A 24,165-nucleotide genomic window follows, 5' to 3' on the forward strand; every position below is an offset into this window, starting at 1 on the left:
ACAGCCGGCAACACGCCTGAACACCCCCCAGCAACTGCTCGGCGAACCACGCAGCAGGGCTCCAGAACCTCCCCACCCAGAAAGCAGGCAAGAAGATGCGGTATCCAAGGCGAATAGGACGACTGTCCGTGCCCGGTCGAACGGCGCGGCTGGCGACGGCGGCCATGTTGGTGGTCACGACCATGGCGGCCTGCGGCGGCGGCGAGGACGACGGCGCGAACGCGAGCGCCCCCAAGGCGCCGGCGACCATCCCGGAGCTCACCAAGGACCCGCTGACGCTCAGCTTCATCTGGTTCGACTGGCCCCCCGCCCACGCGCTGGAGGACTTCGCGAACGCGGAGTACACCAAGGAGCGGTCGAACGTGACCATCAAGGTCAAGACCGTGCCGAACGCGAACTGGCACGACGCGATGTTCACCCAGTTCGCCGCGCGCAAGACCGACTTCGACATCCCGATCCTGGACTCGCAGCACATCGGCGAGGCCGTGACGAACGGCAACATCCTCGACATCACCGACTTCGTCAAGAAGAACATCGATGTCAAGGCCTACAACCCGTACCTCCTGGCGGCCTACGGTCAGTACCCCCAGGCGGAGACCGGGAAGCGCGACGAGAACGCCAGCCTGTACGGACTGCCGCTGCTCGGCGACACCTGGACGATGATCTACCGCAAGGACCTGATCGGCGACAAGCCGCCGCAGACCTGGGACGAGATGATCTCAGTCGCCGAGAAGTGCCAGGCGGACAACCCCGGCGTCAGCGGGCTGGCTTTCCACCAGGCCAACGGCTCCGACGCCGCGGCCGTGACCTACAACACGGTCAACGGCGTCTACGGCGGCAACCTCTGGGACGCCAAGTCGCGCAAGATCGACGGCGTCGTCAACGACGCCGCGGGCCAGGAGGCGATGGACGTCCTGGTCAACAAGATGAAGCCGCTGACCGCCAAGGGCTCCGGCAACTGGTTCATCGACGAGGTGAACGCGGCGGTCGCCCAGGGCAAGGCATGCATCGCGTTCAACTGGATCGCCGCGAGCGGCGGCCTGCTCGACCCGAAGCAGTCGACGCTCGGCACCACGCGGGAGCAGATTCTCGACAAGCTGGGTTTCGCCCCCCTGCCGAGCCAGAAGACGAACCTGGTGCCTCTCGGCGGCATGGGGATGCACGTGTCGGCCTACTCCCCGAAGGCGAACCAGGCGGAGGCCCTGAACTTCATGAAGTGGTTCGAGCGGGCTGACATCCAGAAGAAGTGGGCCGCCGCCGGCGGCGTTCCGTCGCGTACGGACGCCCTGGAGTCGCCCGAGTTCCTCAACGCCGGGCCGTTCAACAAGGTGTACACCGACTCGGTTTCGCGGATGCGGGACATGTGGAATGTGCCCGAGTACGCGCGCCTCATCGACATCGAGAACACCAACGTGAACGCGGCTCTCAACGGCGCGAAGAAGCCCAAGGACGCGCTCGACGACATCGCCAAGGAGCAGCAGGCCGTGCTCGACTCCAGCGGCCGCAAGGGCGGCGGCGGACTGTGAGTGAGTCCGCTCCTCTGACGATCGACCAGCCCGGGCAGGCGGCGTCCGCGACGCCGCCTGCACCGGGCCGGTCCCGCCGCCTAAGCGACCGCTGGCTCGCCGGGGCCTTCATCTCCCCCGCGTTGCTGCTGTTGCTCGCGATGTCGGTGTTCCCGTTGCTGTGGGCGTTGTACCTGTCTTTCACCGACTACTCGGCCACCCGCGGGGGGCCCGCCCATTTCGTCTGGTTCGAGAACTACACCGCCATCCTGACGTCGGCGCAGGTCCACCTGAGGGCCTTCACGACGTTGATCTACGTGGTCGGCGCGGTCGCCCTGCAGACCACGCTCGGTTTCACCATCGCCTACCTGATCTCGCGGCGCACGCACGGGCGGGGACTGCTGACCACTCTGTTCCTGGTTCCGATGATGCTGTCGCCGGTCGTGGTCGGGCTGTTCTGGCGATTCATGCTCGACGCGCAGTTCGGCGTGATCAACAGCATGCTCGGCTCGCTCGGCCTGGGGCAGGTGGAGTGGCTCACCCAGCAGGGCACGGCACTGCTTTCCCTGATCGTGGTCGACACCTGGCAATGGACGCCGTTCATCATGCTCATCGCACTTGCGGGCCTTACCGCGGTCCCCAAGTACCTGTACGAGGCCGCCTCGATCGACCGGGCGTCCGAGTGGTTCCGGTTCCGCACCATCACTCTTCCGCTGGTGTGGCCGCTGCTCCTCATCGCCGTGTTGTTCAGGGCCATCGAGGCCTTCCGGCTGTTCGACCTCGTCTACATCCTCACCAGCGGAGGTCCGGGGGTTTCCACCGAGACGTTGTCGTTCCACGTCTACAAGGTCGCGTTCCTGGGCTTCAACACCGGAACTGCCTCGGCGTACGGCATCCTCATGGTCCTCATCGTCCTCGTCCTCACGCAGCTCTACCTGCGCTACTTGAACAAGCTCAAGGAGGACTGATGGCCGTCTCCGTTGACGAGGCCGTGTCCGCAGGTCCTGGCCGGGATGACACGCCCCCCACGCGGCGCCGTGGCGGCCGGGGCCGCTCCGTGCTGGAGGTCGCGCTGCTGACCGTGCTGGCCGTCGTGATGCTCTTCCCGGTGCTGTGGATGATCGAGACGTCCATCAAGGAGAACCGGGACGTCTACGCCATCCCGGCCAAGTTCTTCGACTTCAAGGTCACTCTGGACCATTTCAAGGACGTGTTCGCCGGCTCCGGCGGCGGTCGCTCGGCCTTGTCCGTCTCGTTCCTCAACTCCGTCGTGGTCGCCGGGGTCTCCACGGCGCTGGCCACCGTGCTGGGCGTCCCGGCGGCCTGGGCCTACTCACGCTTCTCCGTGAAGGCCAAGAAGGACCAACTGTTCTTCATCCTGTCCACCCGCTTCATGCCGCCCGTCGTGGTCGTGATCCCGATCTTCCTCATGTACCGCCAACTCGGGCTCATCGACAACAAGCTCGGCCTGATCCTCATCTACACCGCGTTCAACGTCCCGTTCACGATCTGGATGATGAAGGGGTTCGTCGACGAGGTGCCCGCAGAGTACGAGGATGCCGCCATGCTCGACGGCTACACCCGCCTGCAGGCGTTCTGGAAATTCACCCTTCCCCTGCTCCTGCCCGGCATCGCCGCGACGGCGGTCTTCGCCCTCATCTTCTCGTGGAACGAGTTCGTGTTCGCCATCTTCCTCACCTCCAGCGACAGCGTGCGGACGGCCCCACCCGCCATCGCCGGCCTCATCGGTGGAACCACCGTGGACTGGGGTCTCGTGGCCGCCGCCTCCGTGGTGTTCGCGCTACCGGTGCTCGTGTTCGCCTACCTGGTGCGCAAGCACCTCGTCGCCGGTGTGACGCTCGGGGCGGTGCGACGCTGATGGCGGGCATCGAGGTGACCACCCTGCACAAGCGCTACCCGGATGGGACGGTCGCAGTCGAGCACGTGGACCTGTCCATCGGCGACGGCGAGCTGTTCGTGATGCTCGGCCCTTCGGGTTGCGGCAAGACGACCACGCTGCGGGCCATAGCCGGCCTGGAGAGGCAGACGTCGGGCGACATCCGCATCGGCGACACGCTGGTCAACGACCTGCCGCCCGCCGAGCGCGACATCGCCATGGTGTTCCAGTTCTACGCTCTCTACCCGCATCTGAGAACCCGCGACAACCTGGCGTTCCCCCTGCGGGCCGAGGGACTGCCCAAGGCGGAGGTGCAGGAGCGGGTCGACGAGGCCGCCCGGCTGATGCGGCTCGGTCCGCTCCTGGACCGGCGACCGCACCGGCTGTCCGGCGGGGAGCAGCAGCGCGTCGCGCTTGCTCGCGCCCTGGTGCGACGACCGCGCGCGTTCCTCATGGACGAACCCCTCACCAATCTGGACGCGGAGCTGAGGGCGGACATGCGCACGGAGATCAAGCACCTGCAGGGGGAACTGGGGACGACGATGGTCTACGTCACCCACGACCAGGTCGAGGCGATGTCGCTCGGTCACAGAATCGCCATCCTCAACAAGGGCCGCGTCGAGCAGATCGGCACGCCGCTGGAGGTCTACGACCGTCCGGCGAGTCTTTTCTGCGCCGCGTTCATCGGCTCCCCTCCGATGAACCTGATCGAGGTGGAGGTGGCCGACGGGAAGCTGCGCAGTCAGGGCGGACTGGTCCTCACGCCACCGCCAGGCCTGCCGCGCGACCGTCGCCTGGTCGCAGGCGTCCGTCCGGAGGCGCTGGAAGTCACAGAACCAGGGGCGGAAGGTTCGGTCCCGGCCCGCGTGGTCTCGGCGGAGTGGCTGGGCGACGAAATCATCTACGTGGTCGACCACGGCGGCCAGCGCGACGTACGAGTTCGGATGGCGCCGACCGTCCGTTTCGCTGCTGACGCACCGGTCGGGCTGCGGCACACCGGCGGGCCCCCGCCGGTCTACGACGTGGACACGGAAGAGCTGGTGGCCTGATGGGAACCGTGGCAGTACACGGGCTGCGCAAGTCCTTCGGCAAAGTCCAGGCCCTGGACGGGGTGACGCTGGATGTGCCGGACGGCTCGTTCTTCGTCGTGCTCGGGCCCTCCGGGGCAGGCAAGACGACGACCCTGCGAGCGATCGCCGGCCTTGAGAAGCTTGACGCCGGGTCGGTGCACCTGGACGGGAGGGACGCGACCGGTGACACCCCGGCCGCACGCGACCTGGCCATGGTCTTCCAGAGCTACGCCCTCTACCCGCGACGCACGGCGTACGAGAACATCGCTTCGCCGCTGCGGGCCCGCCGCTGTTCTTCGAGCGAGATCGCCGCTGCCGTCGAGCAGATGTCGAGCCTGCTGCACATCGAACGTCTGCTGCAGCGTCGTCCCGCGCAGATGTCGGGCGGTGAGATGCAGCGTGTCGCCCTGGCCCGGGCGCTGGTCCGTCGCCCGCGCGCGTTCCTCATGGACGAGCCGCTGACGAACCTCGACCTCAAGCTCCGCGTCGAGATGCGCACCGAGCTCACCCGCATCCACCGGAGCCTCGGCGGAACCTTCGTCTACGTGACCAACGACCAGGTCGAGGCCCTGTCCATGGCCGACCAGGTCGCGGTCCTCAAGGAGGGGAAGGTGCAACAGGTCGGAACGCCGACCGAGGTGTACGAGCGCCCGGCCAACCAGTGGGTCGCGGGCTTCGTCGGGAGCCCGGCGATCAGTCTGCTCGCCTGCCACGCCGAGGGAGATCGTCTGGTCGGGGCGGAAGGCTGGACGCTGCCGCGGCCCCGCTGGACCACGGCCGAGGACCGTCGTCCGCTGCTGCTGGGCCTGCGCGCGGAGGACCTGTCCGTCGAGCGGCGTGGGGACACGTCGTTGCCGGGTGAGCTCTACGGCCTTGAGCCGCTCGGTGACCGAACGGTGGTCGACGTCCAGGTGGGGACGGAGATGCTCAAGGTCAAGGCACGACCGACCTTCACCGCCACGCCGGGCGAGCGGCTGCATGTCACGGTCGACCTGGACCGTGCGCACCTGTTCGACGCGGGCACCGGGCTGGCGCTGTCCGAGACCGGGAGGTAACCGCCCGGGAGGTAACCGCCCGGGAGGTAACAGCACAGGGCGGCGACGTCACCATGCGCCCGCACGTGGCGATCGAGCCTCGGCGCCACGGATGAGCACGGCCTGACGACGCCGAAGCGGCCATGGCCCGAGAAGGCGATCGGTGGCGCGGGGCGTCGCCCTGCGGCCGGGGCCAGGGCCATGTTCGACCCGCCCGGCAGCCCCGGCCCCGACGAGGTCGGGTGACCCGATCGTCAACGCGCGTGGCGCGATCGCCCAGGTCACACCGGACATCACCAAGAACATCACAGGAGGCGACGCAATGAGTGACCCGATGAACGTCCTGGCCCCCGAGCACCGGCGGCTCCGGATCGGCGACGCCTGGCGCGACGCCGCCGGCGGTGCCACCTTTGCCGTCGAAGACCCGGCCACCGGCAAGACCATCGCCGAGGTGGCGGACGCCGGCGTCGCCGACGGGCTCGCCGCTCTGGACGCGGCGAGCAAGGCAATGGCGGAGTGGGCGGCGACCCCGCCGCGAAAACGGTCAGAGTTGCTGACCGCGACGTACCGGGCACTGACCGAGCGATCCGAGGAGGTCGCCCGGCTGATAACGCTCGAGATGGGCAAGCCGCTCGCCGAGGCTCGGGCAGAGGTGGCCTACGGCGCCGAGTTCTTCCGTTGGTTCGCCGAGGAGGCGGTGCGCGTCGAGGGGCGCTACAACACCGCTCCCAATGGTGGATATCGCATCCTCACCGTCCCGAAGCCGGTCGGACCGTGCGTCTTCGTGACGCCCTGGAACTTCCCGTTGGCGATGGGCGCCCGCAAGATCGCTCCTGCGCTGGCGGCGGGCTGCACGACGATCACCAAGCCGGCCGCCCAGACGCCACTCACCATGCTGTTCCTCGCCCGCATCATGGAGGAGGTCGGCGTTCCCCCGGGCGTCGTCAACGTCGTGACGACCAAGCGTTCCGGCGCTGTGGTCTCGGCACTGCTGGCCGACCGCCGGACCCGCAAGCTTTCGTTCACCGGGTCGACCGAGGTCGGGCGCGTGCTGCTACGACAGGCGGCGGACAACGTGCTGCGCACCTCCATGGAACTGGGCGGCAACGCGGCCTTGATCGTGTGCGCCGACGCCGACCTGGACGTCGCGGTCGACGGTGCCATGGTGGCCAAGATGCGCAACATCGGGGAGTCCTGCATCGCGGCCAACCGAATCTACGTCGAGGAGCCGGTGCGCGAGGAGTTCACGGCGCGCTTCGCCCAGCGGATGGGCGCGCTCTCGGTGGGCCATGGCCTCGACGACGGCGTGGACGTTGGGGCGTTGATCGACGACGCCTCGGTCACCAAGATCGACGAGCTCGTCGCCGACGCGGTCGATCGCGGCGCCCGTGTCCTGCTGGGCGGCGAGCGTCCGGACGGGCCGGGCCACTTCTACCCGCCCACGGTCCTCGTCGACGTGCCCGAAGACGCGCGGATACTGGAGGAGGAGATCTTCGGCCCGGTGGCGCCGATCATCTCGTTCACGTCCGACGACGAAGTGATCGCGAAGGCCAACGACACCGAGCACGGCCTGGTCGGATACGTCTTCACCCGTGACCTCCAGCGGGCGCTCCGGTTCACCGAGGGGCTGGAGACGGGGATGATCGGCATCAACCGTGGCCTCATCTCGGACCCGTCAGCTCCGTTCGGAGGCGTGAAGCAGTCGGGGATCGGCAAGGAGGGGTCGCACGAGGGCATCCTCGAGTACCTCGACGTCACCTACGCGGCGATCGACCTGCCGTGACCGGCCCCGTCCGAGCCCGGGAGCCCGGCGCGCGCCCGCGCCACCCGGCAGCCAGCCTTGCCGACGCCGTCCCGGTCTCGCAGGTGACCTGGACGTCCGCCCAGCACATCACCGCCGACGTTCCAGAGAGGCACTGACATGCTTGAGACCGTCCGCGGACCACGCCAGCTGATAGTGGGCGAAGGGGTCGCGCAGAACATCCCACGAGTGGTGGCCGAGTGTGGCTCGCGGGTCCTCATCGTGACCGACCGGGTTCTTCTGGGGCAGCCGGGCGTGGCCGAGATCGTGGCCGCCGTGCGGGAGAAGGTCGCAGTCGTCGGGGTGTTCGCCGACGCGACTCCGGACGTGCCACTCACCGACGTCGCCCTGGGCGTCTCGGCCGCCGCGGAGGTGGACGCCGACGTGATCCTCGCCATCGGGGGTGGCACGGTGATCGACCTCGCCAAAATCGTCGGCGTCATCCGGCGCCACGGTGGGACTCCGCGCGACTTCTACGGCGAGTCGAAGGTGCCGGGGCCGACGATTCCTCTCGTCGCGGTCCCGACGACATCAGGCACCGGCTCCGAGCTCACCCCCGTCTCGGTGTTGACCGACCCGGACCGCGAGCTGAAGGTGGGGGTCTCCAGCGTCCACATCGTGCCCGACTTCGCCATCGTCGACCCCGAGCTCACCTACACCTGCCCTGCGACCGTCACCGCCCACTCCGGCATCGACGCGTTCTGCCACGCGGTGGAGAGCTACACCGCGCGACCCCGGCCCCACGGACCGCGCGACCCGGTGGAACAGGTCTTCCTCGGCCGCAACCCGATCACCGATCACTACGCGCTCCTGGCCGCGGAGAGGATCGCCCGCAGCTTGCCCCGTGCCGTCAAAGACGGAGGCGACAAGGACGCGCGCGCGGACATGTCCTATGCGTCCATGCTCGCCGGGATCGCGTTCTCCCACGCGGGCAACGCGGCTCCGCATGCCCTCCAGTACCCCATCGGCGCAGCCACCCACACGCCGCACGGCCTGGGCGTCGGACTGCTGCTGCCCTACGCGCTGGACGCGGCCAGGGATGCCATCAGCGACCGGTTGGCCGTCCTCGCCAGGGTGTGCGGGCTCGACGTGACCGACGCCTCGGATGCCGAGGCCGCAGACATGTTCCTCACCTGGCTCCACGGGCTCCTCGCCGACATCGGCATCCCTGCCACCCTGGCGGACATCGGCGTGGCACGCGCCGACCTCCCGCGCTTCGCGGAGATGGCCACCGGCGTCACCCGCCTGATCCAGAACCATCCAGGCCCGACCGACACCGCCAGCCTGACCGCGATCCTCGAAGCGGCCTGGACCGGGGACCGGACCCGACACGTCCTGACTCCGGAGCAGAGATAAGGGGGTGCCGTCGACCGCCGGGGAGGAGCGCGGCCCGAGGCCGGGCCGCGCCGAGGCAAGGGCAGGGGCGGACGGGGACCAGCCGGCGGCGAGGCGCGGAGTGACGCGTGCTCAGACGAGGGCGAGCTGGCGGTCGGGAGACCGGCGCCGGCGCCAGCGCCGGGCCTGGCCGCCGACGCCGTAGGTCTCGGCCAGCGCCCGCACCTGCTCGGCGATCCGGCGGCGGTAGCCCTCCTCGGCGACCTGGCCCTTGCCGTACAACGCCTGGTAGCGCGGCACCAGGCCGGGGTGCTCGCGCTCCAGCCAGCCCAGGTATCCCTCACGCACCCCGGACGGCAGGCGCAGCACGACCGGCGTCACGCTGACCGCCCCCGCCTCCGCCGCGCGCCTGACCGTGGCCAGCAGATGATCGCTGGAGTCGGTCACGAGCGGCAGGATCGGCGCCATCAGCACCCCGCAGGGGATGCCGGCGTCGTTCAGCGCGGCGCAGACCTCCAGCCGCCGCTGCGGCGTCGCGGCCCCGGGCTCCACGGCCCGCCGCACCCGGTCGTCGACGAAGCCGACCGACACCATCACACCGACCTGGGTCACCTTCGCGGCGTCGCGTAACAGGTCCAGGTCGCGCAGGATCAGAGGGCTCTTGGTCAGTACGGTGAACGGGTTGGCCGCGTCGGCCAGGGCCCGCACGACGCCCGGCATCAGGCGGTAGATCTCCTCCGCCGGCTGGTAGCAGTCGCCGGTGAGGCCGAGCGCGACCGGCTCGCCGCTCCAGCGCGGGGAGGCGAGCTCACGGCGCAGCCGGCGGGCCAGGTCGGTCTTGACGACGATGCGGGTGGAGAAGTCCCGGCCCGGATCCAGGCCGAGGTAGCGGTGCCCGCGCCGGGCCGCGCAGTAGCCGCAGCCCGCCTCGCACCCGCGGTAGGGGCTCGCGGCCCAGGTGAAGGGCAGCTCGGCGGCGTCGGGCACACGCTCCAGCGCGGCGCGCGCGGGCACCTCGTAGCAGGTGATGCTGTCGAACACACGCGTGACGGCCTGCCGCTCGATGCGCGGACGGGCGGGGCCCGCGCCGGTGATCGCCTGCTGCTCGGCGCTGACGATCGCCTGCTGCTCGGCGCTGACGATCGCCTGCTGCTCGGCGCTGACGGTCGCATGCCGCTCGGCGGGCCGCGCCGTGCCCTGGTCCCCGGAGCCGGCGCCGGGGCGGGAAGTGGCGTCGCGACGCATGAGGATCAGTAGAACACGCATTCGACCCTCACGCCAAGTACCCACGCCCGGCCCAGGCGCGGCATCGGGGGAGGGCCGGGAGCGCATCGATCCACTTTCGTTGCGAACGCATGAAGTTCTGTTCATCCACGTCATAAGTGGCTAATCTCGTCGCATCGCCCCAGCCCGGGGGCCACACCCATGGAGAGCGGACGTGACGATGGCACGGTGGTTGGGCCGGTTGCTCCTGCCGGTCGTCGTCGGCGTGCTCACCCTCGTCGCCCTGGCCGTTCCCGCCTCGGCCCACGGCCAGCTCGCGATGTCCACCCCGGCCAAGGACAGCACGGTGAAGACGCCGCTGGAGTCGCTGCGGCTCTACTTCACCGAGGCGCCCGCCCCGAACGCCTACTTCACCGTCACCGCGCCCAACGGCGCCCGCGTCGACCAGACCTGGACACACGGGCAGCCGGAACGGCTCGACAAGCCGGTCCAGGAGTACAACCTCGTCAACGGCGTGTGGGAGCCGAGCGTCTACAACACCGGATTCCCGGCGGTGATCCCCGTCGCCTACTGGCCCGAGCAGGGCGAGTACGTCGTCCACTACCTCTCGATCGCCTCCGACGGGGAGCCGGTCAAGGGAGAACTGCGCTTCACCTACAAGGGCAGGACCTCGGCGCCGCCCAAGGGCTGGCGGGCCCCCACCAACGAGCCCGACGCCATCCTGCTCGCCTCGGCCGAGCCCGGAAGCGCCACCACCGCCGACGCGACGCCCCAGAGCGGCGACGGCGCGCTGGGCCCCGTGGCCCCCTCCCAGGCGAGCACCGGCTCCGCCGCAGGCCCTGCCGCCGTACCCGAGACCGGCGCCGCCACGGCCCCCGCCGCGCGGACGGCGGCGGGCCAGGACGACTCCGGCACCGGCCTGTCGGTGTGGCTGGTGCCCGCGCTCCTCGTCGTGGGAGCGGGCGCCCTGGTGCTGCGCGCGGCGCGGCGGTCCGCCCCGTCCACCGGCGCCGCCCCCGCGCGTACGGCGGCCGCGAAGGGCCCGGCGGCCAAGCGGCCTTCCGGGCGCCCCCGGCCGAAGACCCCCACGAGTTCGTCCCAGTCGCGGACGGCGAACCGCCCCAGGTCCGCCAAGCGGCGCTGAACCACCCACACCCCCGGAGAAATGTCGTGACGTTCACCCCTGCCCGGCACCACCGCGCCCGGCGACGCCCGCTGCTCGCCGCGCTCCTGATCGGCGTGACGCTGCCGATGACGGTGTCGGCCTGCGGCGAGTCGGGCACCGCCGAGCCCGCCGCCGCACCCACCACCGCGTCGTCCACCGAAGTGCCCGCCCCGGCGGCCACGGAGGCGGCGACCGACGCGGCGACGGAGCCGGCCGGGTCCGCCACCGACGCGCCCGCCGACGCGGACGTGAAGGAGATCGACGTCACGATCAGCGGACGCAAGGTGACGCCGCCTCCGGGACGCATCGAGGTGGACAAGGGGCAGCGGGTGCGCATCACCGTCACCGGCGACGCGGCCGACGAGGCGCACCTGCACGGGTACGACAAGGAGGCGGAGCTGAAGCCCGGCACCCCCGCCACCATCGAGTTCACGGCCGACGAGACCGGCCTGTTCGAGATGGAGACCCACGAGTCGGGACTTCAGCTGTTCCAGCTCGTGGTGCGGTAGGCCCGTCTCATGCTCCTCGCGCACGGGGTCGGCGGACGCCAGGACCTGCCGATCCCGTTCCCGGCCGCGCTGACCGGCGCGGCGCTGGCGTTGCTGGTGTCGTTCGTGGCACTCGGCGCGCTGTGGAAGGAGCCGCGGCTGGGCGGCGGCAACCCGCACGCCCGCACCCTGCCCGGCGCGCTCCAGCGGGCCATGGCCACACCGGCCTGGGGCTGGGCCTGGCGGATCGCCGGGCTCCTTGCCGCCGCCTACTTCTGCGTCGGACTGGTCTTCGGCCCCGACAAGGCCGACAACCCCACGGCGGGCGCGTTCTACGTCCTGTTCTGGGTCGGCCTGGTGCCGCTGTCGCTGCTGTTCGGCCCGGTGTGGCGCGCCCTGAACCCGCTGCGGACGCTGCACCTGCTGGCCTGCGCGGCTCTGCGGCGCGACCCGGACGCCGGCCTGCGCCCGCTGCCCCCGGGCGTCGGCTACTGGCCGGCCTGCGCCGGGCTGTTCGCCTTCGTCTGGCTGGAACTCGTCGCCCCCGAACGGGCCACCCTGCCGGTGATCGGCGCCTGGCTCGCGGCGTACGCCGTGATCATGCTCGGTGGAGCGGTCGTCTTCGGCGCCCGGTGGTTCGGCCACGCCGACCCGTTCGAGGCCTACAGCGGCCTCGTGGGCAGGCTCGCCCCGGTGCACCGGCGCGACGACGGCGTCGTCGCCTGGCGCAACTCGCTCGACGGCATGGCCGGGCTGCGGCCGGCGCCGGGACTGACGACGCTGGTGGTCGTCCTCCTCGGCTCCACCATGTACGACAGCCTGTCCAACGCGCCGATCTGGGTGCGGTTCACCCAGGAGAGCCCGATTCCGGCGCCGGTCACCGGCACCGCCGGGCTGCTGGCCGTCATCGGCCTGGTGCTCGCGGCGTACCGGATCGCGACCGCGCTCGCCGGCCGATGGGGCGCGGCCGTTCCCGGAGCGACGGCCGGGGGGACGGCGGGGGAGATCGCCCACTCGATCGTGCCGATCGCCGTCGGGTACGTGATCGCCCACTACTACACGCTGTTCCTCCTGGAGGGACAGCGGACCATCGCGCTGCTGTCCGACCCGCTGGACACCGGAGCCAACTGGCTGGGCACCGCCGGCTGGAAGATCCAGGCACTCGGCACCACCCCCGCCGGAGTCGCCACCCTCCAGGTGACGGTGATCGTCATCGGTCACGTGCTGGGCACCGTGCTGGCCCACGACCGCGCGCTCGCCCTGTTCCCCCGGCGGACCGCCGTCATCGGGCAGGTCCCCCTGCTCGTGCTGATGGTGGTCTACACCGTGGTGGGCCTGCTCCTGCTGTTCGCCGCCTGAACCGGGGCGGGAGCGGCTGTCCTGCCGCCGTTCCCGCCCCGGGTCACCGCGTCAGCCGACCTTGATCGGCGCGATGTCGAACCTGTCGAGGTTGGGCGCCCACTGGCTGTCGAGCTCGGAGATGCACGGTGCCGGGCATCCCTGGGCCTTCGCGCCGTTGGCGGGATCGTTGTACACGCTGATCGTGTTGGTGCCGGCCTTCAGGGTCACCGGCACGCCGCGAGCCCACCAGTTGCCCCAGGACCAGGTGTTCTTGAACCAGTACCGCTTCGCGTCCCCGTCGTTGACGGAGATGTCGAGGGGCCGCGAGATGATGTCGGCGTTGTAGACGTGGCCGGACTTCCGCTCGTCGTTGGCGTAGCGCACGACGAGCAGGTAGTCACCCGCCTTGTCCGCGTCGACCTGGAGGGTCAGCCGGTTCTGCGGCCCCTGTCCGATCCAGCCGACGAACTTGCCTCCGGAGGCGTAGCCGTGGTTGTCGACCGCGGCCGAGCCGGACCGGGCGGCGGACTCGGCCTCGATCACCTGCACCGGGCGGGGGCCGGACGTCGCCCGGGTCACGCTCACCTTGTCGAGGCGCACCGGGGTGGGGCCGGAGGGCTCCACCGTCACCCGGTTGACGCCCGCCGACAGGAACAGCCGGTGCCGGTCGGTCTTCCAGAAGGCGCCGCCGCCCGGGTTGGCGCGGAGCACCGCACCGTCGACCGCGCGCCGGTCGAGCCCGATGTTCGCGGTGACCGACCCCGGCTTGCCGGGGCTGTTGTGCCGGAACTCCAGGTCGTAGTACCCGTCCTCCTCGGCGTACACGGTGAACATGGCCTCGCCGCCGCGCTTGAGGGTGAGGAAGCCCGCCTCCGACTGCTTCGGCTGGTCGTACTCGTAGGTCACGTCGCCCTTGGTCTGCGACCGCTCGGCCTCGTAGTCCCGGGTGACCGGGCCGGTGGAGGCCGGTTCGAGGTCGATGCGGTCCAGCGTCGCCTGACCGACAGCGGTGCCCAGCTCGGGGTGGGACTTGGCCAGCCGGATCTGGTTCGCGCCCGCCTGGAGCTGGACCACCACGTCCTTGCGGGTGCGCCACTGGAAGTTGAGCGTGGCCTGGTAGTCGACCATCTGCGCCTGAGCGCCGTTGACCGTGAGCACCTGCTGGGCGGGTTGACCGGTCTGGTTGGCGTACAGGATGCCCAGCTTGTAGGCGCCGGCCTTGGGCACGTTCACGTCGAACGTCACCGCGCTGGTGTTCTGGGTGAGGTTGCCGACGTGACGCGTGCCGGAGGTGGCGGCCGCGTTCCAGTTCGACGGGGTGCCGAAGGTCTGAACCGTTCCGGCCGTGACGGTGGCCAGCTCCGCCTCGTACGAGGCCCGCCAGGGCAGGTCCACGGACTGGCGGGTGCCGGCGCCGCCGGGCGACAGCACGATCTCGTACACCGACATCTGGTCGACGTTCGGCCCGCCGTCGCCTTCGACGCCCAGCCCGCGGATCGGGATCGTCAGCGACCCGTTCTCGGGGACGAGGTCGACGTCGCGCAGCACGACCGGCGGCGGGGCGTCGGAGTTCTGGCCGCTCCACGTGGTCGCCGACACGGTCACGTTGACCTTGTCGCCGAACAGCTCGCCGTCGACGTTGCCGACGACCACGTCGAAGTCGGCCGAGGGGCCGCCGCCGGCCAGGATGCGCGCCTGCCTGCGGTCGTCGTCGATGACCGCGATGCCTTCGAGCTTGTCGAGGGTGGCCGGGGCCGGGGGAGTGACCTTGACCGTGTCACCGCCGGCCATGTCGGCGTACATCTTGTAGAACCACCAGCCGCCGCCGGGCTTGTTGGTCTCCACGACGTCGCCGCCGAGCAGACCGGCCGCGGTCCAGTACGCCTTGCCGCCCGCGTCGACCTTGGTGTCCTCGAACATGGCGACATACTGGATGAGCTGGCCGGGAACCGTCAGGTCGCGGTTGCCGCCGTACTCGTTGATGTTGATCGGGATGGGGGAGATGCCTCGTTCCTGCTCCAGGTTCCGGTAGGTCCGGTAGTTGGTGCGGTAGTAGTTGCCGCCCGCGGGGTTGAGGCTGCCGGACTCCAACTGGTGCCAGGACACGAAGTCGGGCAGCACGTTGTTGTCGCGGGCGTAGGTGAGGAAGTCACCGTAGTTGCGGGCCCGGAAGGTGGCGTCGTTGAGGCCCATGACCCGCGCGCCCGGGTGGTTGGCGCGGATGTACTCCACCGCCGCCTTCCAGTGCGCCATCAGGGCCGCCATCCGGGTCTGGTACTGCGCGGCGTTGCCGGTGGAGGTGTTGTACCAGATGCCGTCGGGCTCGTTGAACGGCACGTAGACGATGCGGTCGGCGTACGGGCTGTTCTTGACCTGGTCGACGACCCAGGCGAGCTTCTGCATGTAGTTGTCGAAGCAGACCTGGTTGCAGGGGATCGCGCCGCCCGCGTTCTCGTACGTCCACTGCGCGTACATGTCCTGGACGTTGACCTGGATGTACTTGCCGCCGTTGCGGAAGAACGAGGGCGCCACCGACAACGCGTCGCCGTTGGGGTGCTGGGCGCCCGCGGGCGGCTTCTGGTTGACGGTGGTCAGCCGCAGCGGCTCCAGCGTGTTGTCGCTGGGCACACCCTCGTCGCTCAGCCCGTACAGCGCTCCGCCGGCGGCGCCGCGGAACGCGCCGGTCCTCGTGCCGAGGTCGACGACCAGCTGCGTGGCCGCCGGCTCGTCTCCCTGTGCGGGGACCGCCGCCGTCACCCCTGCCGTCACGAGCGCGAACGTGGTTGTCACCGCGGCGATGATTCGCCGTGCTCGCCGATCAGTTGGTAATTTGGACATGCCTCTCCTCTGGCTCTCCAGTCGATGGCCGATGGGGTAGGGGGGATTCACGGATCGAAGGTGGCCGGCCGAGCCCTTGCACAGGCGTTTCTCGGCCGGTTCACCGCGATTTCCGATGTGGTCCGGCGTATCGGCTCCGCCGCGGGCGGAGATCTACCGCCCACGGGCGTCCGTGTCGGCATGTGGCGCGCCGGGACTACTGGAACGCCGGGGCTACTGGAACAGGGCGTTGACCTCGTCGTTGGCCTTGCTGAGCGAGGACGGCTCCGCCTCGAAGCTCAGCACCGCGTCCATCGCCGGGCCCATCACCGCACCGATGTCGCTGGCGTGGTCGGTGATCGGGAACAACGACGTCGTGTTCTCGTGGATCTGCACGGTGAAGGCGCTGATGTCGATGCCCTTGGCCTTGAACTTCTCCTCGGCGACGGTGAGCGCCTCGGGGATCGCCGGGAAGACGACGGCCTTGTCGCCGACCGTCTTCTGGCAGTCCGCGGACGCCAGGTACTTGACCCACCGCCAGGCCTGGTCCTTGTGCTTGGTCCCGGCGTAGATGGAGTCGGCCAGGCCGTTGTAGATGGTGGCGCGCTTCCCGGAGGGGCCGACGGGCGTCGGCGCGGTGCCCACCTCGACCTTGTCGTAGCCATAGTAGGTGTTGATCATCCACGAGCCGTTCGTGGACAGCGCGTACTTGCCGGCGCCGAAGCCGTCGTTGACGCTGGTGCCGGACCGGGCGATGGCCAGGCTCGGCATGTACCCCTTGTCGATCAGCCCGCGCCACCACGCGATGGTCTTCTGGAAACGCGGGTCGTCGTACTGGAACTTCGTGCCCCACGGGTTCTTGTCGGTGAACTGCCAGCCGGTGGACAGCGCGTACATGCTCCACATCTGCTGGCCGACACCGGCGCCGTTGTTCTCGTCCAGGCCCAGGCCGTAGACCTTGACGTTCTTCTTGTCGAAGCCCGCCTCGTCGCCGCGTTTGCCGTTCTTGTCGACGGTGAGGTGGGCGATGACCTTCTCGTAGGTGCCGCCGTCGTCGGGATTCCAGGTGAGCGACTTCATCTGGTCCTCGGTGATGCCGGCGTCGTCGAGCATCTTCTTGTTGTAGAAGATCGCCACCGTGTCGAAGTCCTTCGGCAGGCCGTACCGCTTGCCGTCGGCCGACACCCACAGGTCGGCGAGGCCGGGGGCGTAGACGTCGGTCTTGGTGCCGTCGGCCGCGACGAACTCGTCCAGCGGCAGGATCTGCTGCTTCGCCGCGAACTCGGGATAGTAGTTCAGGTGGTTGGTGAAGACGTCCGGCGCGTTGCCGGACACGAGGTTGGTCGTGAGGCCGGTCCAGTAGTCGGCCCAGCCGAACTGTGAGATCTTCACGGTGATTTCGGGGTTCGCGGCGTGGAACGCGTCGGCGCAGGCCTGGTAGGCCGGCAACTGGTTGGAGTCCCACAGCCAGTAGCTGATCTCGGTCTTCTCCGGGGCCTGGGCGCTCCCGCTCCCGCCGCCGCTGTCGTCCCCGCTGCCGCACCCGGCCAGGGCCAGCGGAAGTATCGTCGCGACAGCGGCGAGGCGCGTTATCCGTCTCATGCCAGATCTCCTTGCTGCGGTGGGGGGATGAGGGTGGTTCAGGGAGGGATCACTTGATCCCGGAGAACTGGATGGAGTTGACGATCCATCGTCCGAAAACGGTGAAGAGCGCGATGACCGGCAACGCGGCCAGAAGCGTCGCGGCCATGAGCCCGGACCAGTCCGGCCCGGCCTGCGGGCTCTGGGCGCGGAAGATGCCCAGGGCCACGGTGAGCACCCGGACGTCGTCCTCCTGCCCCACGAGCAGTGGCCAGAAGTACTCGTTCCAGGCTCCGATGTAGACCAGCAGGGAGATGGTGGCGATCGGCGCCGAACTCATCGGCACGATCAGCCGGAAGAAGATGTGCGCGTGTCCCGCGCCGTCCACGATCGCCGCCTCCTCCACCTCCCTGCTGATGTTGAGGAAGAACTGCCGCAGGAAGAACACCGCGAAGGGCGTCATGAACAGGTACGGCAGCACGATCCCCGCGTACGTGTTGAGCAGCCCGAGCTGCTTGACGGTCACGAAGTTGGGCAGCGCGGTGAAGATCGGCGGGATCATCAGCGCGGTGAGGAAGACGAAGAAGACCTTCTCCCGTCCGGGCCAGCGCAGCCGGGCGAACGCGTACGCCGCCATGGCGCTGAAGAACACCTGGCAGACCGTGATGACGGCCGAGGTGACCACCGAGTTCGCCAGGTACCGCCAGAAGTCGATCTTCGCGCCGGAGCCGCCCTCCGCAGTGGCCTCCGCCAGCGTCGCGATGCCCAGGACCCGCTTGAACGCGCCGAACGTGAAGTCCGTCGGCATGAGCGAACCCGGGTTCGCGAAGAGGGTCCGGTTGTTGGACAGGGAGATGCGCAGCATCCAGTAGAACGGCAGCAGCGTGATCAGGATGAACAGCACGAGGATCGCCCAGGCCGCCGTCCGCCGCAGGCTCGGCCGTCTCAGTGTGTGGCTCATGGCCCGCCTCTCAGTCCAGGTCCGAGTCGCCGGCGCGGAGCAGCTTGAGCTGGAGCAGCGCGAGGCCGGCGAGAATCGCGAAGAGGGCGACGCAGACGGCGGCGGCGTAACCGAAGTTGAAGCGCTGGAACGCCTGCTCGTAGATGTAGTAGTAGATGACCCGGGTCGCGTTGATCGGCCCGCCCTTGGTGGTGACCGCCACCGTGTCGAAGATCTGGAACGATCCGATGACGGTCAGCACGAGCACCAGCGCCAGGACGGGACGCAGCAGCGGCAGCGTGATCCGCCAGAACATCGTCGCCTCGGAGGCGCCGTCGGTCGCCGCCGCCTCGTACACGGTCTTCGGGATGGCCTGCAGGCCGGCGAAGATCAGCAGCGCGGTGTAGCCCACGTGCCGCCAGACGTTGACCAGCGCGATGGTGGGGATCGCCGTGCTCGTCTCCCCGAAGAAGGCCACCGGGTCGAGGCCGATCCACTCCAGCGCCTGGTTCACGATCCCGAGCTGAGCGTCGAGCATCGTGTACCAGATCAGTGCGACCACCACGTTGGCGACCAGATACGGCAGCAGCAGCACGCCCCGGATCAGCCCGGAGCGGGTCAGCCGGTGCATCAGCACGGCCAGGCCGAGGGCGGCGATCGTCTGCACCCCGATGTTGACGACGACGTACTCGACCGTGACCTTGAGCGCGTTCCAGAACAGGCGGTCGCCGAGCAGGCGCCGGTAGTTGTCGAGCCCGGCCCATTCGGGTGGCGCGAGCAGGCTGTAGTCGGTGAAGCTGAGGTACGCGGTCCGCAGCGCCGGCCACAGGTAGAAGGCCGCGAAGCCGACCGCCGCGGGCAGGAGGAAGACCATCGCGACGGGCAGGTCGCCCGCGCGGCGCCGGGGCCGCGGCGCGGGCGCGCCGGACCGCGGCGGGGATGTGTCGGGCCGCGGCTCCGCCGTGCCGCTCTGCCGTCCGATGCCGGTCCTCATGACGGTCACGCCTTCGTGACGTGCAGCAGGAGCAGTTGCTCGGGGTGGAGCGGCGGGGCGGACAGGCCGACCTCCGCCAGCATCCGGCCGGTGACCACGACGCCCTCGGCCAGCCACGGATTCGGGGCCACCGCGGTGGTGCCCGGCCTGTCGCCCGGGGCCAGCGGACGCACCCGGTAACGCCGATGCGGGTCGAGTCCGGGGATGCGGACCCGTCCGGGCTGGGTGCGGGCGCCGGTGGCCATCGCCACCACCGAGAACAGCGCCTGGTCGCGGTCCGCCGACACGATTCCGTGCAGCCACAGCGCCGGGTCGGGATGGTCGGCCCGTACGACGAGCCCGCGGTGCAGCCAGCCGCGCATCCGCTTGTAGAGCTGCACCCACCGCCGCAGCTCCGCGCGTTCCTCCCCGGAGGCCGCGGTCAGGTCCCACTCGATGCCGAAGTGGCCGAACAGCGCGGTGCCGGCCCGCAGCGCGAGGCTCTGCGTACGTCCGGTGGTGTGCGCGCGCGCCGACCCCACGTGGGAACCGATCAGCTCGGGCGGCAGGAGCAACGCCGTCCACCGCTGGATCGCCTGCCGCTCTATGCCGTCGATGCAGTCGCTGGCCCAGACGCGATCGGTGCGCTCGAGGATGCCGAGGTCCACCCGGGCGCCGCCCGACGAGCACGACTCGATCTCCAGGCCGGGGTGGCGCGCCCGCAGCTCGTCCATGAGGCGGTAGACCGCCCTGGTCTGCTCGTGCACTCCCGCGTCGACGAGATCGCGGTTGTGGTCCCACTTCAGGAACGCGATCCGGTACTCGCGCACGAGCGCGTCCAGCCGCTCCAGGATGTACTCGTAGGTCTCCCGCCGGCGCAGGTCGAGCACCTGCTGATGACGGGACGGCGGGGGCTGCCGGCACTCGGTCGCCATGATCCAGTCGGGGTGCGCGCGGGCCAGGTCCGAGTCGGGATTGACCATCTCGGGCTCGACCCACAGGCCGAAGTCCATGCCCCGCGCCCGTACGCGCTCGACGAGCGGGTGCAGCCCCTCCGGCCAGCGCGCCTCGTCGACGAACCAGTCGCCCAGCCCGGCCCGATCGTCGCGGCGGCCCCGGAACCAGCCGTCGTCGAGCACGAACCGCTCGGCCCCGACCTCGGCGGCCGCGTCGACCAGCGCCGTGAGCCGGCCCAGGTCGTGGTCGAAGTAGACCGCCTCCCAGGTGTTGACGATGACCGGTCGCCGGCCGCCCCGCCCGCTCCGCACCAGGCGATGGAATCGGGCGGCCATCTCGTCGAGGCCGTCGCCGTGGGCGGCGTACACCCACGGGGTCTCGTACGACGCGCCGGGCGCGAGCCGGACCTCGCCGCTCTGCAGCAGCTCGCCGCCCCCGACGACCGAATCCCCGGTGGGCAGCCGCTCGGCGTACGTCCGGTGGTTGCCGCTCCATCCGACGTGGACGCCCCACACCTGGCCGGACCGGAACCCGAACCCCTTCTCACCCGCGACCAGGACGAACGACGCGTCCGAACCGGTGCGCCCGCGCCGCCCGTCGCGAACATGGGCGCCGGCCGAGAACGCGCGTCGCTGGGGGTCCCGCTCCCGGCTCCAGCGGCCGGTGAAGTCGAGCAGCTCGGTCGCCTCCGCCGGCACCGGCAGAGCCATCACCAGGCCGTCGAGCGTGTACCAGCCGGACGCGGTGTTGCGGAGCACGGCTCGCATGCGGAGCACGCCGACGGCCGTCAGGTCGAGGCGGAGTTCGAGGGACAGCCCGCAGCCGGAGTCCGACGCCAGGACGGCCACCTCACCGCCCTCACCGGCGCCGCGGTCGTGGACGCCGACGTGCTCCGTCTCGAACAGCGGCGACCAGTGCCGGCCGTCGCGGTGGCCCAGGACACCGGGAAGGCCGAACCACCCCGTCGCCGGCTCCGGCACCACCGCCACCGAAGCGGGCGTGTCGAGCGAGTTCGGCACCGTCGCCGGCAGCGAGGCCAGCGCCAGCGCCGGAAGGTCGGCGTCCGACGCGTGCGGCAACGGGGGTCCCCAGTGCAGCACCCGTGGCAGCCGGGGGCCGCGGCAGTCGAGCACGAGGCTCACCCCGGACGCCTGAAGGTGGACGAAGCCGTCGGCTCCGCGCCCGGCCGGCCGCGCCGTGACCTCGTCGCCCGCACCGGGGGAGTGCGGATCTCCCCCCTCAGCGACAGCTTCCACGATTGCCACACTTACGTCCTTTTCATCCCGAATCAGGCGTGCATCAGCCGCCGAGAGCCTGGGGCCCGGCTACATGTCTCGATGGGGTGGTGGAGTGTGTTTGCGCTCACATGTATCGTTCAATGGAGCCGAGGGTGACACGCCGTCCGTGTTACGTCAAGGTGTCCGTCCGCGGCCCGTTCGGGTGCTTACGGGCGGCGCGCGCACCGGTCCGCGCGACCCTCTCCGGGGCGTGCGGTGCGTGTTAGAGTCCGGAGGCATTCGATGGTCCGGGCGCCCGTGACACCATGAGTGGTGCGAATGTCAGACACAGCCGATCGGGGGAAAATGGCCGGCGCGAACGATCGTCACTCAGTCCGCCGCCCCAGCATCGACGATGTCGCAAAACTCGCCGGCGTGTCCCGGCAGACGGTCTCCAACGTGCTGAACGGCCGCAAGGATTACTTCTCGACACAGACGCAGACCCGCGTCGTGGCCGCGATGGAAGCGCTTTCATACAAGCCGAACCGAGCGGCCCAGACCCTGCGCTCCCGGCGGAGCATGCAAATCGGTTACCACATGTCCGGTGAGGAACTGGAGACGGTCAAAGGCTTCACCCTGAGTTTCCTCCAGGCGCTGATAAAGGCCGCGGCCCGTCGCGGTTACCAGATTCTGGTGTTCACCCATACCGACGAGGACCCCTTGTCCGTGTTCACCGAGCTGACCACCCGGGGCAACATCGACGCGCTGATCATCTCCGAGTCACAGGTGGACGACCCCCGCGTCCGGCTGCTGGCGCGAGGCACGCTGCCCTTCGTGTCCTTCGGCCGCCTCGCCCCCGGCCTTCCTCAGCAGTGGGTCGACATCGACAACGCCCACGGCATGGCCATGCTCATGGACCACCTGGTCGCGAAGGCATACGGCCGGTTCGCCTACGTGGGGGCCGAGGGCGACGAGTACTGGAAGCGCGAACGGCTCCACGGCTTCCGGCGGGGCCTCGACCGCCATGGGCTCAAGGTGAGCGACGACGACGTCTTCGAGGGCTCCGGCGACGCGATCCGCGACCACGTACGCCGCATGCTGAGCCGGCGGCAGCGGCCCGACGCCATCGTCACCAGCAGCGACTCAATCGCCGCCGTCGTGGTGAACATCGGTCATTCCCTCGGCCTGCGGGCCGGCCGCGACATCGCTGTCACCGGCTTCGACGGCGGGGCGATGGGACTGATCACCGAACCGACCATCACGAGCGTACGGATTCCGCTGGAGAAGGTCGCCGCCGAACTGATCGACCGATGCCAGGCCGAAATCGACGCGGGGCCCACCGGACGCCCGGGAGTGCTGGTGCCGACCGAGATATTCCAGGGCGGAAGCGCCTGAGGAATCGCCCCGCTTTTCGATTCTCACGGACCGGCCGCGGCGCTACCCCAGGCGAGGAAAACCTCCGGAAGGACGGTCTTCCACGCGCGGACAATGGCAGCGGCCATCGCGAACCCGGCGCCTCGTTGCGGAGGACCAACGGCCGCGACTTTCCCTCCGCCCGAACGCAATTCGATGTCGGACGATCGCGGGTGAGCGCACGGGATCGCGGCGACGAGGCCGTCGTCAGGGACCTGCGGCGGAGGCGGCGGAGTGGCAGGCGCCGTGGCCGTCGGCGCGGGCCACCACCCGCCCGGCCCGCACCCGCACCGCCGTCTCGGTCCCGTCGCTCACCGCGGGCACCCCGGCCGCCGCCGCCACGGCCCCCCGCTCGTCGAACACCACCCCGAGACGTGGCCAGGCCGTCCGGGGGAAGGCCTCCCGCAGGCAGCCGCGCAGGTCGGCGACGACCAGCCGCACCAGCGGCCCCAGCTCACCGGGGTCACCGGTCACCAGCACGGCGGTCACCTCGTCCCCGGCCCGCGCGGCCCGCACCGCCTCCTCCACCGCGCCCAGGCGGTGCAGCCCGACGACCGCCACCACCCCGTCGCCGGAGAGCGGCGCGGGGCCGCCGCGCAGCGCGTCGGCCGCCGCCGGCGGCGCCCACGGCGCGTCCGCGGGCCGGGCAGGGGCCGCCCAGGGCAGATGCGGCGGGTCCCACCGGTCGCCGAGGTCGAGATCGGCCAGCCGCTCGCACGCGCTGACGACGTCGAACTCCTCCACGAAACCGGGAGCGGCGTCGGCCATCTGGCTCATGCCGTGCAGCGTCGTCAGCGCGACCTCCGCGACCCGCACCATGCGCCCGCCCCCGGCGGCCACCTCCTCCAGGGCGAGCCCGAGCAACACCCCGCTCAGTTTCATGAGCTGCGCGAACGGCTTCCTGATCCGTTCGTCGGCCATGATCTCCGGCATCAGGTCCATGCCGATCCTGCCCGGGCCGTCGGTCGCCAGGGGAAGCCGCGACACCCAGGCCCGGGCGAACGCGGCAAGAGCCTCACGGGCCCCGGCGGCCTGCGGCGCGCCGTCCCGGGCCGGGCCACCGGCGCCGAAGACCCCTCCGGGCAACCCGCCGTCCGGGGGAGCGCCCTCCCCGGCCAAGGCCCCGCCACGTGGCCCGGCGGCCGGGGGAGCGGCGCCCTCGGCGAGTTCGGCCAGCACCGCGAAGTACAGCGCCCGCTTGCCCGGGAAGTTCGAGTAGACCGCGCCCCGCGTCAGCCCGGCACGCTCGGCGATGGCGTCGATCTTGGCGTCGCGGAATCCCCGTTCGGCGAACTCGTCCCGCGCGGCGGTCAGCACCCTGGCCCGGTTGCGCGCCTGAAGCTCCACCCTGGACAGGCGTTCCATCACCCTCCTCGCCGCGACGACCTCACGCTTGCCGGCCGCCGC

Annotated in this window: 19 protein-coding genes; 11 read left to right on the forward strand and 8 right to left on the reverse strand. The window is 70.3% G+C overall.

Going from position 1 to position 24,165, the window contains the following annotated elements:
* Positions 1 to 128: 128 nt before the first annotated feature.
* The 6 genes from HHX37_RS24325 (at position 129) to HHX37_RS24350 (ending at position 7,289) form a co-directional block, all read left to right on the forward strand.
* A complete protein-coding gene (locus HHX37_RS24325; protein ID WP_208758935.1) occupies positions 129 to 1,526 on the forward strand; it encodes a sugar ABC transporter substrate-binding protein in 1,398 nt (465 codons plus the stop codon).
* Positions 1,523 to 2,473: a carbohydrate ABC transporter permease gene (locus HHX37_RS24330; RefSeq protein ID WP_111697791.1), complete on the forward strand. Its 951-nt coding sequence runs from the start codon at positions 1,523 to 1,525 to the stop codon at positions 2,471 to 2,473. The genes HHX37_RS24325 and HHX37_RS24330 overlap by 4 nt, the downstream gene beginning before the upstream one ends.
* Positions 2,473 to 3,384, forward strand: coding sequence for a carbohydrate ABC transporter permease (locus tag HHX37_RS24335; RefSeq protein WP_182886897.1), 912 nt, complete (start codon positions 2,473 to 2,475; stop codon positions 3,382 to 3,384). Before HHX37_RS24330 ends, HHX37_RS24335 begins: the two co-directional genes overlap by 1 nt.
* Positions 3,384 to 4,451 (forward strand): ABC transporter ATP-binding protein, encoded by a 1,068-nt coding sequence (locus tag HHX37_RS24340; RefSeq protein ID WP_111697793.1) that lies wholly within the window; start codon positions 3,384 to 3,386, stop codon positions 4,449 to 4,451. Before HHX37_RS24335 ends, HHX37_RS24340 begins: the two co-directional genes overlap by 1 nt.
* Positions 4,451 to 5,527, forward strand: coding sequence for an ABC transporter ATP-binding protein (locus tag HHX37_RS24345; protein ID WP_182886898.1), 1,077 nt, complete (start codon positions 4,451 to 4,453; stop codon positions 5,525 to 5,527). The genes HHX37_RS24340 and HHX37_RS24345 overlap by 1 nt, the downstream gene beginning before the upstream one ends.
* A 301-nt stretch (positions 5,528 to 5,828) precedes the next feature.
* A complete protein-coding gene (locus HHX37_RS24350; RefSeq protein WP_182886899.1) occupies positions 5,829 to 7,289 on the forward strand; it encodes an NAD-dependent succinate-semialdehyde dehydrogenase in 1,461 nt (486 codons plus the stop codon).
* On the opposite strand, the gene HHX37_RS24355 is transcribed toward HHX37_RS24350, so the two are convergent.
* Positions 7,265 to 7,429 (reverse strand): hypothetical protein, encoded by a 165-nt coding sequence (locus HHX37_RS24355; RefSeq protein ID WP_182886900.1) that lies wholly within the window; start codon positions 7,427 to 7,429, stop codon positions 7,265 to 7,267. The two genes, HHX37_RS24350 and HHX37_RS24355, sit on opposite strands and share 25 nt — an antisense overlap.
* Between HHX37_RS24355 and HHX37_RS24360 the strand changes: the two genes are divergently transcribed.
* Positions 7,428 to 8,663 (forward strand): iron-containing alcohol dehydrogenase, encoded by a 1,236-nt coding sequence (locus tag HHX37_RS24360; RefSeq protein WP_182876811.1) that lies wholly within the window; start codon positions 7,428 to 7,430, stop codon positions 8,661 to 8,663. The two genes, HHX37_RS24355 and HHX37_RS24360, sit on opposite strands and share 2 nt — an antisense overlap.
* Before the next feature lie 111 nt (positions 8,664 to 8,774).
* Here HHX37_RS24360 and HHX37_RS24365 read toward each other — a convergent pair whose 3' ends face one another.
* On the reverse strand, positions 8,775 to 9,887 hold the full coding sequence (locus tag HHX37_RS24365; RefSeq protein ID WP_182886901.1) for a radical SAM protein: 1,113 nt from the start codon (positions 9,885 to 9,887) through the stop codon (positions 8,775 to 8,777).
* A 199-nt stretch (positions 9,888 to 10,086) separates the two neighbouring features.
* Between HHX37_RS24365 and HHX37_RS24370 the strand changes: the two genes are divergently transcribed.
* Genes HHX37_RS24370 through HHX37_RS24380 form a run of 3 tightly spaced genes read left to right on the forward strand, consistent with a single transcriptional unit; the run spans position 10,087 to position 12,878 of the window.
* Complete coding sequence (locus HHX37_RS24370; RefSeq protein ID WP_259406745.1) at positions 10,087 to 11,010, forward strand: copper resistance CopC family protein; 924 nt, start codon at positions 10,087 to 10,089, stop codon at positions 11,008 to 11,010.
* Positions 11,011 to 11,036: 26 nt separating this feature from the next.
* On the forward strand, positions 11,037 to 11,540 hold the full coding sequence (locus tag HHX37_RS24375; RefSeq protein ID WP_182886903.1) for a hypothetical protein: 504 nt from the start codon (positions 11,037 to 11,039) through the stop codon (positions 11,538 to 11,540).
* A 9-nt stretch (positions 11,541 to 11,549) separates the two neighbouring features.
* Positions 11,550 to 12,878 (forward strand): hypothetical protein, encoded by a 1,329-nt coding sequence (locus tag HHX37_RS24380; protein WP_182886904.1) that lies wholly within the window; start codon positions 11,550 to 11,552, stop codon positions 12,876 to 12,878.
* 51 nt (positions 12,879 to 12,929) lie between these two features.
* On the opposite strand, the gene HHX37_RS37890 is transcribed toward HHX37_RS24380, so the two are convergent.
* The 5 genes from HHX37_RS37890 to HHX37_RS24405 form a co-directional block, all read right to left on the reverse strand.
* Positions 12,930 to 15,650, reverse strand: coding sequence for a CBM35 domain-containing protein (locus tag HHX37_RS37890; RefSeq protein WP_182886905.1), 2,721 nt, complete (start codon positions 15,648 to 15,650; stop codon positions 12,930 to 12,932).
* A gap of 261 nt (positions 15,651 to 15,911) precedes the next feature.
* Entirely contained in the window at positions 15,912 to 17,279 is a 1,368-nt protein-coding gene (locus HHX37_RS24390; protein ID WP_182880947.1) for an ABC transporter substrate-binding protein, read from the reverse strand.
* 49 nt (positions 17,280 to 17,328) lie between these two features.
* Positions 17,329 to 18,219, reverse strand: coding sequence for a carbohydrate ABC transporter permease (locus HHX37_RS24395; protein WP_182886906.1), 891 nt, complete (start codon positions 18,217 to 18,219; stop codon positions 17,329 to 17,331).
* Between the two features lie 10 nt (positions 18,220 to 18,229).
* Entirely contained in the window at positions 18,230 to 19,192 is a 963-nt protein-coding gene (locus HHX37_RS24400) for a carbohydrate ABC transporter permease (RefSeq protein ID WP_220503101.1), read from the reverse strand.
* Positions 19,193 to 19,197: 5 nt separating this feature from the next.
* Positions 19,198 to 21,270 carry an alpha-galactosidase gene (locus HHX37_RS24405; RefSeq protein WP_310740528.1) on the reverse strand — a complete coding sequence of 691 codons (2,073 nt, stop codon included), beginning with the start codon at positions 21,268 to 21,270 and terminating at the stop codon, positions 19,198 to 19,200.
* A gap of 441 nt (positions 21,271 to 21,711) precedes the next feature.
* Between HHX37_RS24405 and HHX37_RS24410 the strand changes: the two genes are divergently transcribed.
* Complete coding sequence (locus HHX37_RS24410; protein ID WP_182876804.1) at positions 21,712 to 22,740, forward strand: LacI family DNA-binding transcriptional regulator; 1,029 nt, start codon at positions 21,712 to 21,714, stop codon at positions 22,738 to 22,740.
* A 225-nt stretch (positions 22,741 to 22,965) separates the two neighbouring features.
* On the opposite strand, the gene HHX37_RS24415 is transcribed toward HHX37_RS24410, so the two are convergent.
* On the reverse strand, positions 22,966 to 24,123 hold the full coding sequence (locus HHX37_RS24415) for a TetR/AcrR family transcriptional regulator (protein WP_182887048.1): 1,158 nt from the start codon (positions 24,121 to 24,123) through the stop codon (positions 22,966 to 22,968).
* Positions 24,124 to 24,165 lie beyond the last annotated feature (42 nt).

Origin of the sequence: Microbispora sp. H10885 (genome assembly GCF_014161415.1) — a bacterium.
GTDB lineage: Bacteria > Actinomycetota > Actinomycetes > Streptosporangiales > Streptosporangiaceae > Microbispora > Microbispora triticiradicis.

Coding starts and splice junctions, on each gene's coding strand:
- HHX37_RS24360 (WP_182876811.1), top strand. CDS start 7,428: ATGCTTGAGACCGTCCGCGGACCACGCCAGCTGATAGTGGGCGAAGGG.
- HHX37_RS24365 (WP_182886901.1), bottom strand. CDS start 9,887: ATGCGTCGCGACGCCACTTCCCGCCCCGGCGCCGGCTCCGGGGACCAG.
- HHX37_RS24410 (WP_182876804.1), top strand. CDS start 21,712: ATGGCCGGCGCGAACGATCGTCACTCAGTCCGCCGCCCCAGCATCGAC.
- HHX37_RS24340 (WP_111697793.1), top strand. CDS start 3,384: ATGGCGGGCATCGAGGTGACCACCCTGCACAAGCGCTACCCGGATGGG.
- HHX37_RS24380 (WP_182886904.1), top strand. CDS start 11,550: ATGCTCCTCGCGCACGGGGTCGGCGGACGCCAGGACCTGCCGATCCCG.
- HHX37_RS24395 (WP_182886906.1), bottom strand. CDS start 18,219: ATGAGCCACACACTGAGACGGCCGAGCCTGCGGCGGACGGCGGCCTGG.
- HHX37_RS24400 (WP_220503101.1), bottom strand. CDS start 19,192: ATGAGGACCGGCATCGGACGGCAGAGCGGCACGGCGGAGCCGCGGCCC.
- HHX37_RS24335 (WP_182886897.1), top strand. CDS start 2,473: ATGGCCGTCTCCGTTGACGAGGCCGTGTCCGCAGGTCCTGGCCGGGAT.
- HHX37_RS24355 (WP_182886900.1), bottom strand. CDS start 7,429: ATGTCAGTGCCTCTCTGGAACGTCGGCGGTGATGTGCTGGGCGGACGT.
- HHX37_RS24350 (WP_182886899.1), top strand. CDS start 5,829: ATGAGTGACCCGATGAACGTCCTGGCCCCCGAGCACCGGCGGCTCCGG.
- HHX37_RS24390 (WP_182880947.1), bottom strand. CDS start 17,279: ATGAGACGGATAACGCGCCTCGCCGCTGTCGCGACGATACTTCCGCTG.
- HHX37_RS24370 (WP_259406745.1), top strand. CDS start 10,087: ATGGCACGGTGGTTGGGCCGGTTGCTCCTGCCGGTCGTCGTCGGCGTG.
- HHX37_RS24345 (WP_182886898.1), top strand. CDS start 4,451: ATGGGAACCGTGGCAGTACACGGGCTGCGCAAGTCCTTCGGCAAAGTC.
- HHX37_RS24415 (WP_182887048.1), bottom strand. CDS start 24,123: ATGGAACGCCTGTCCAGGGTGGAGCTTCAGGCGCGCAACCGGGCCAGG.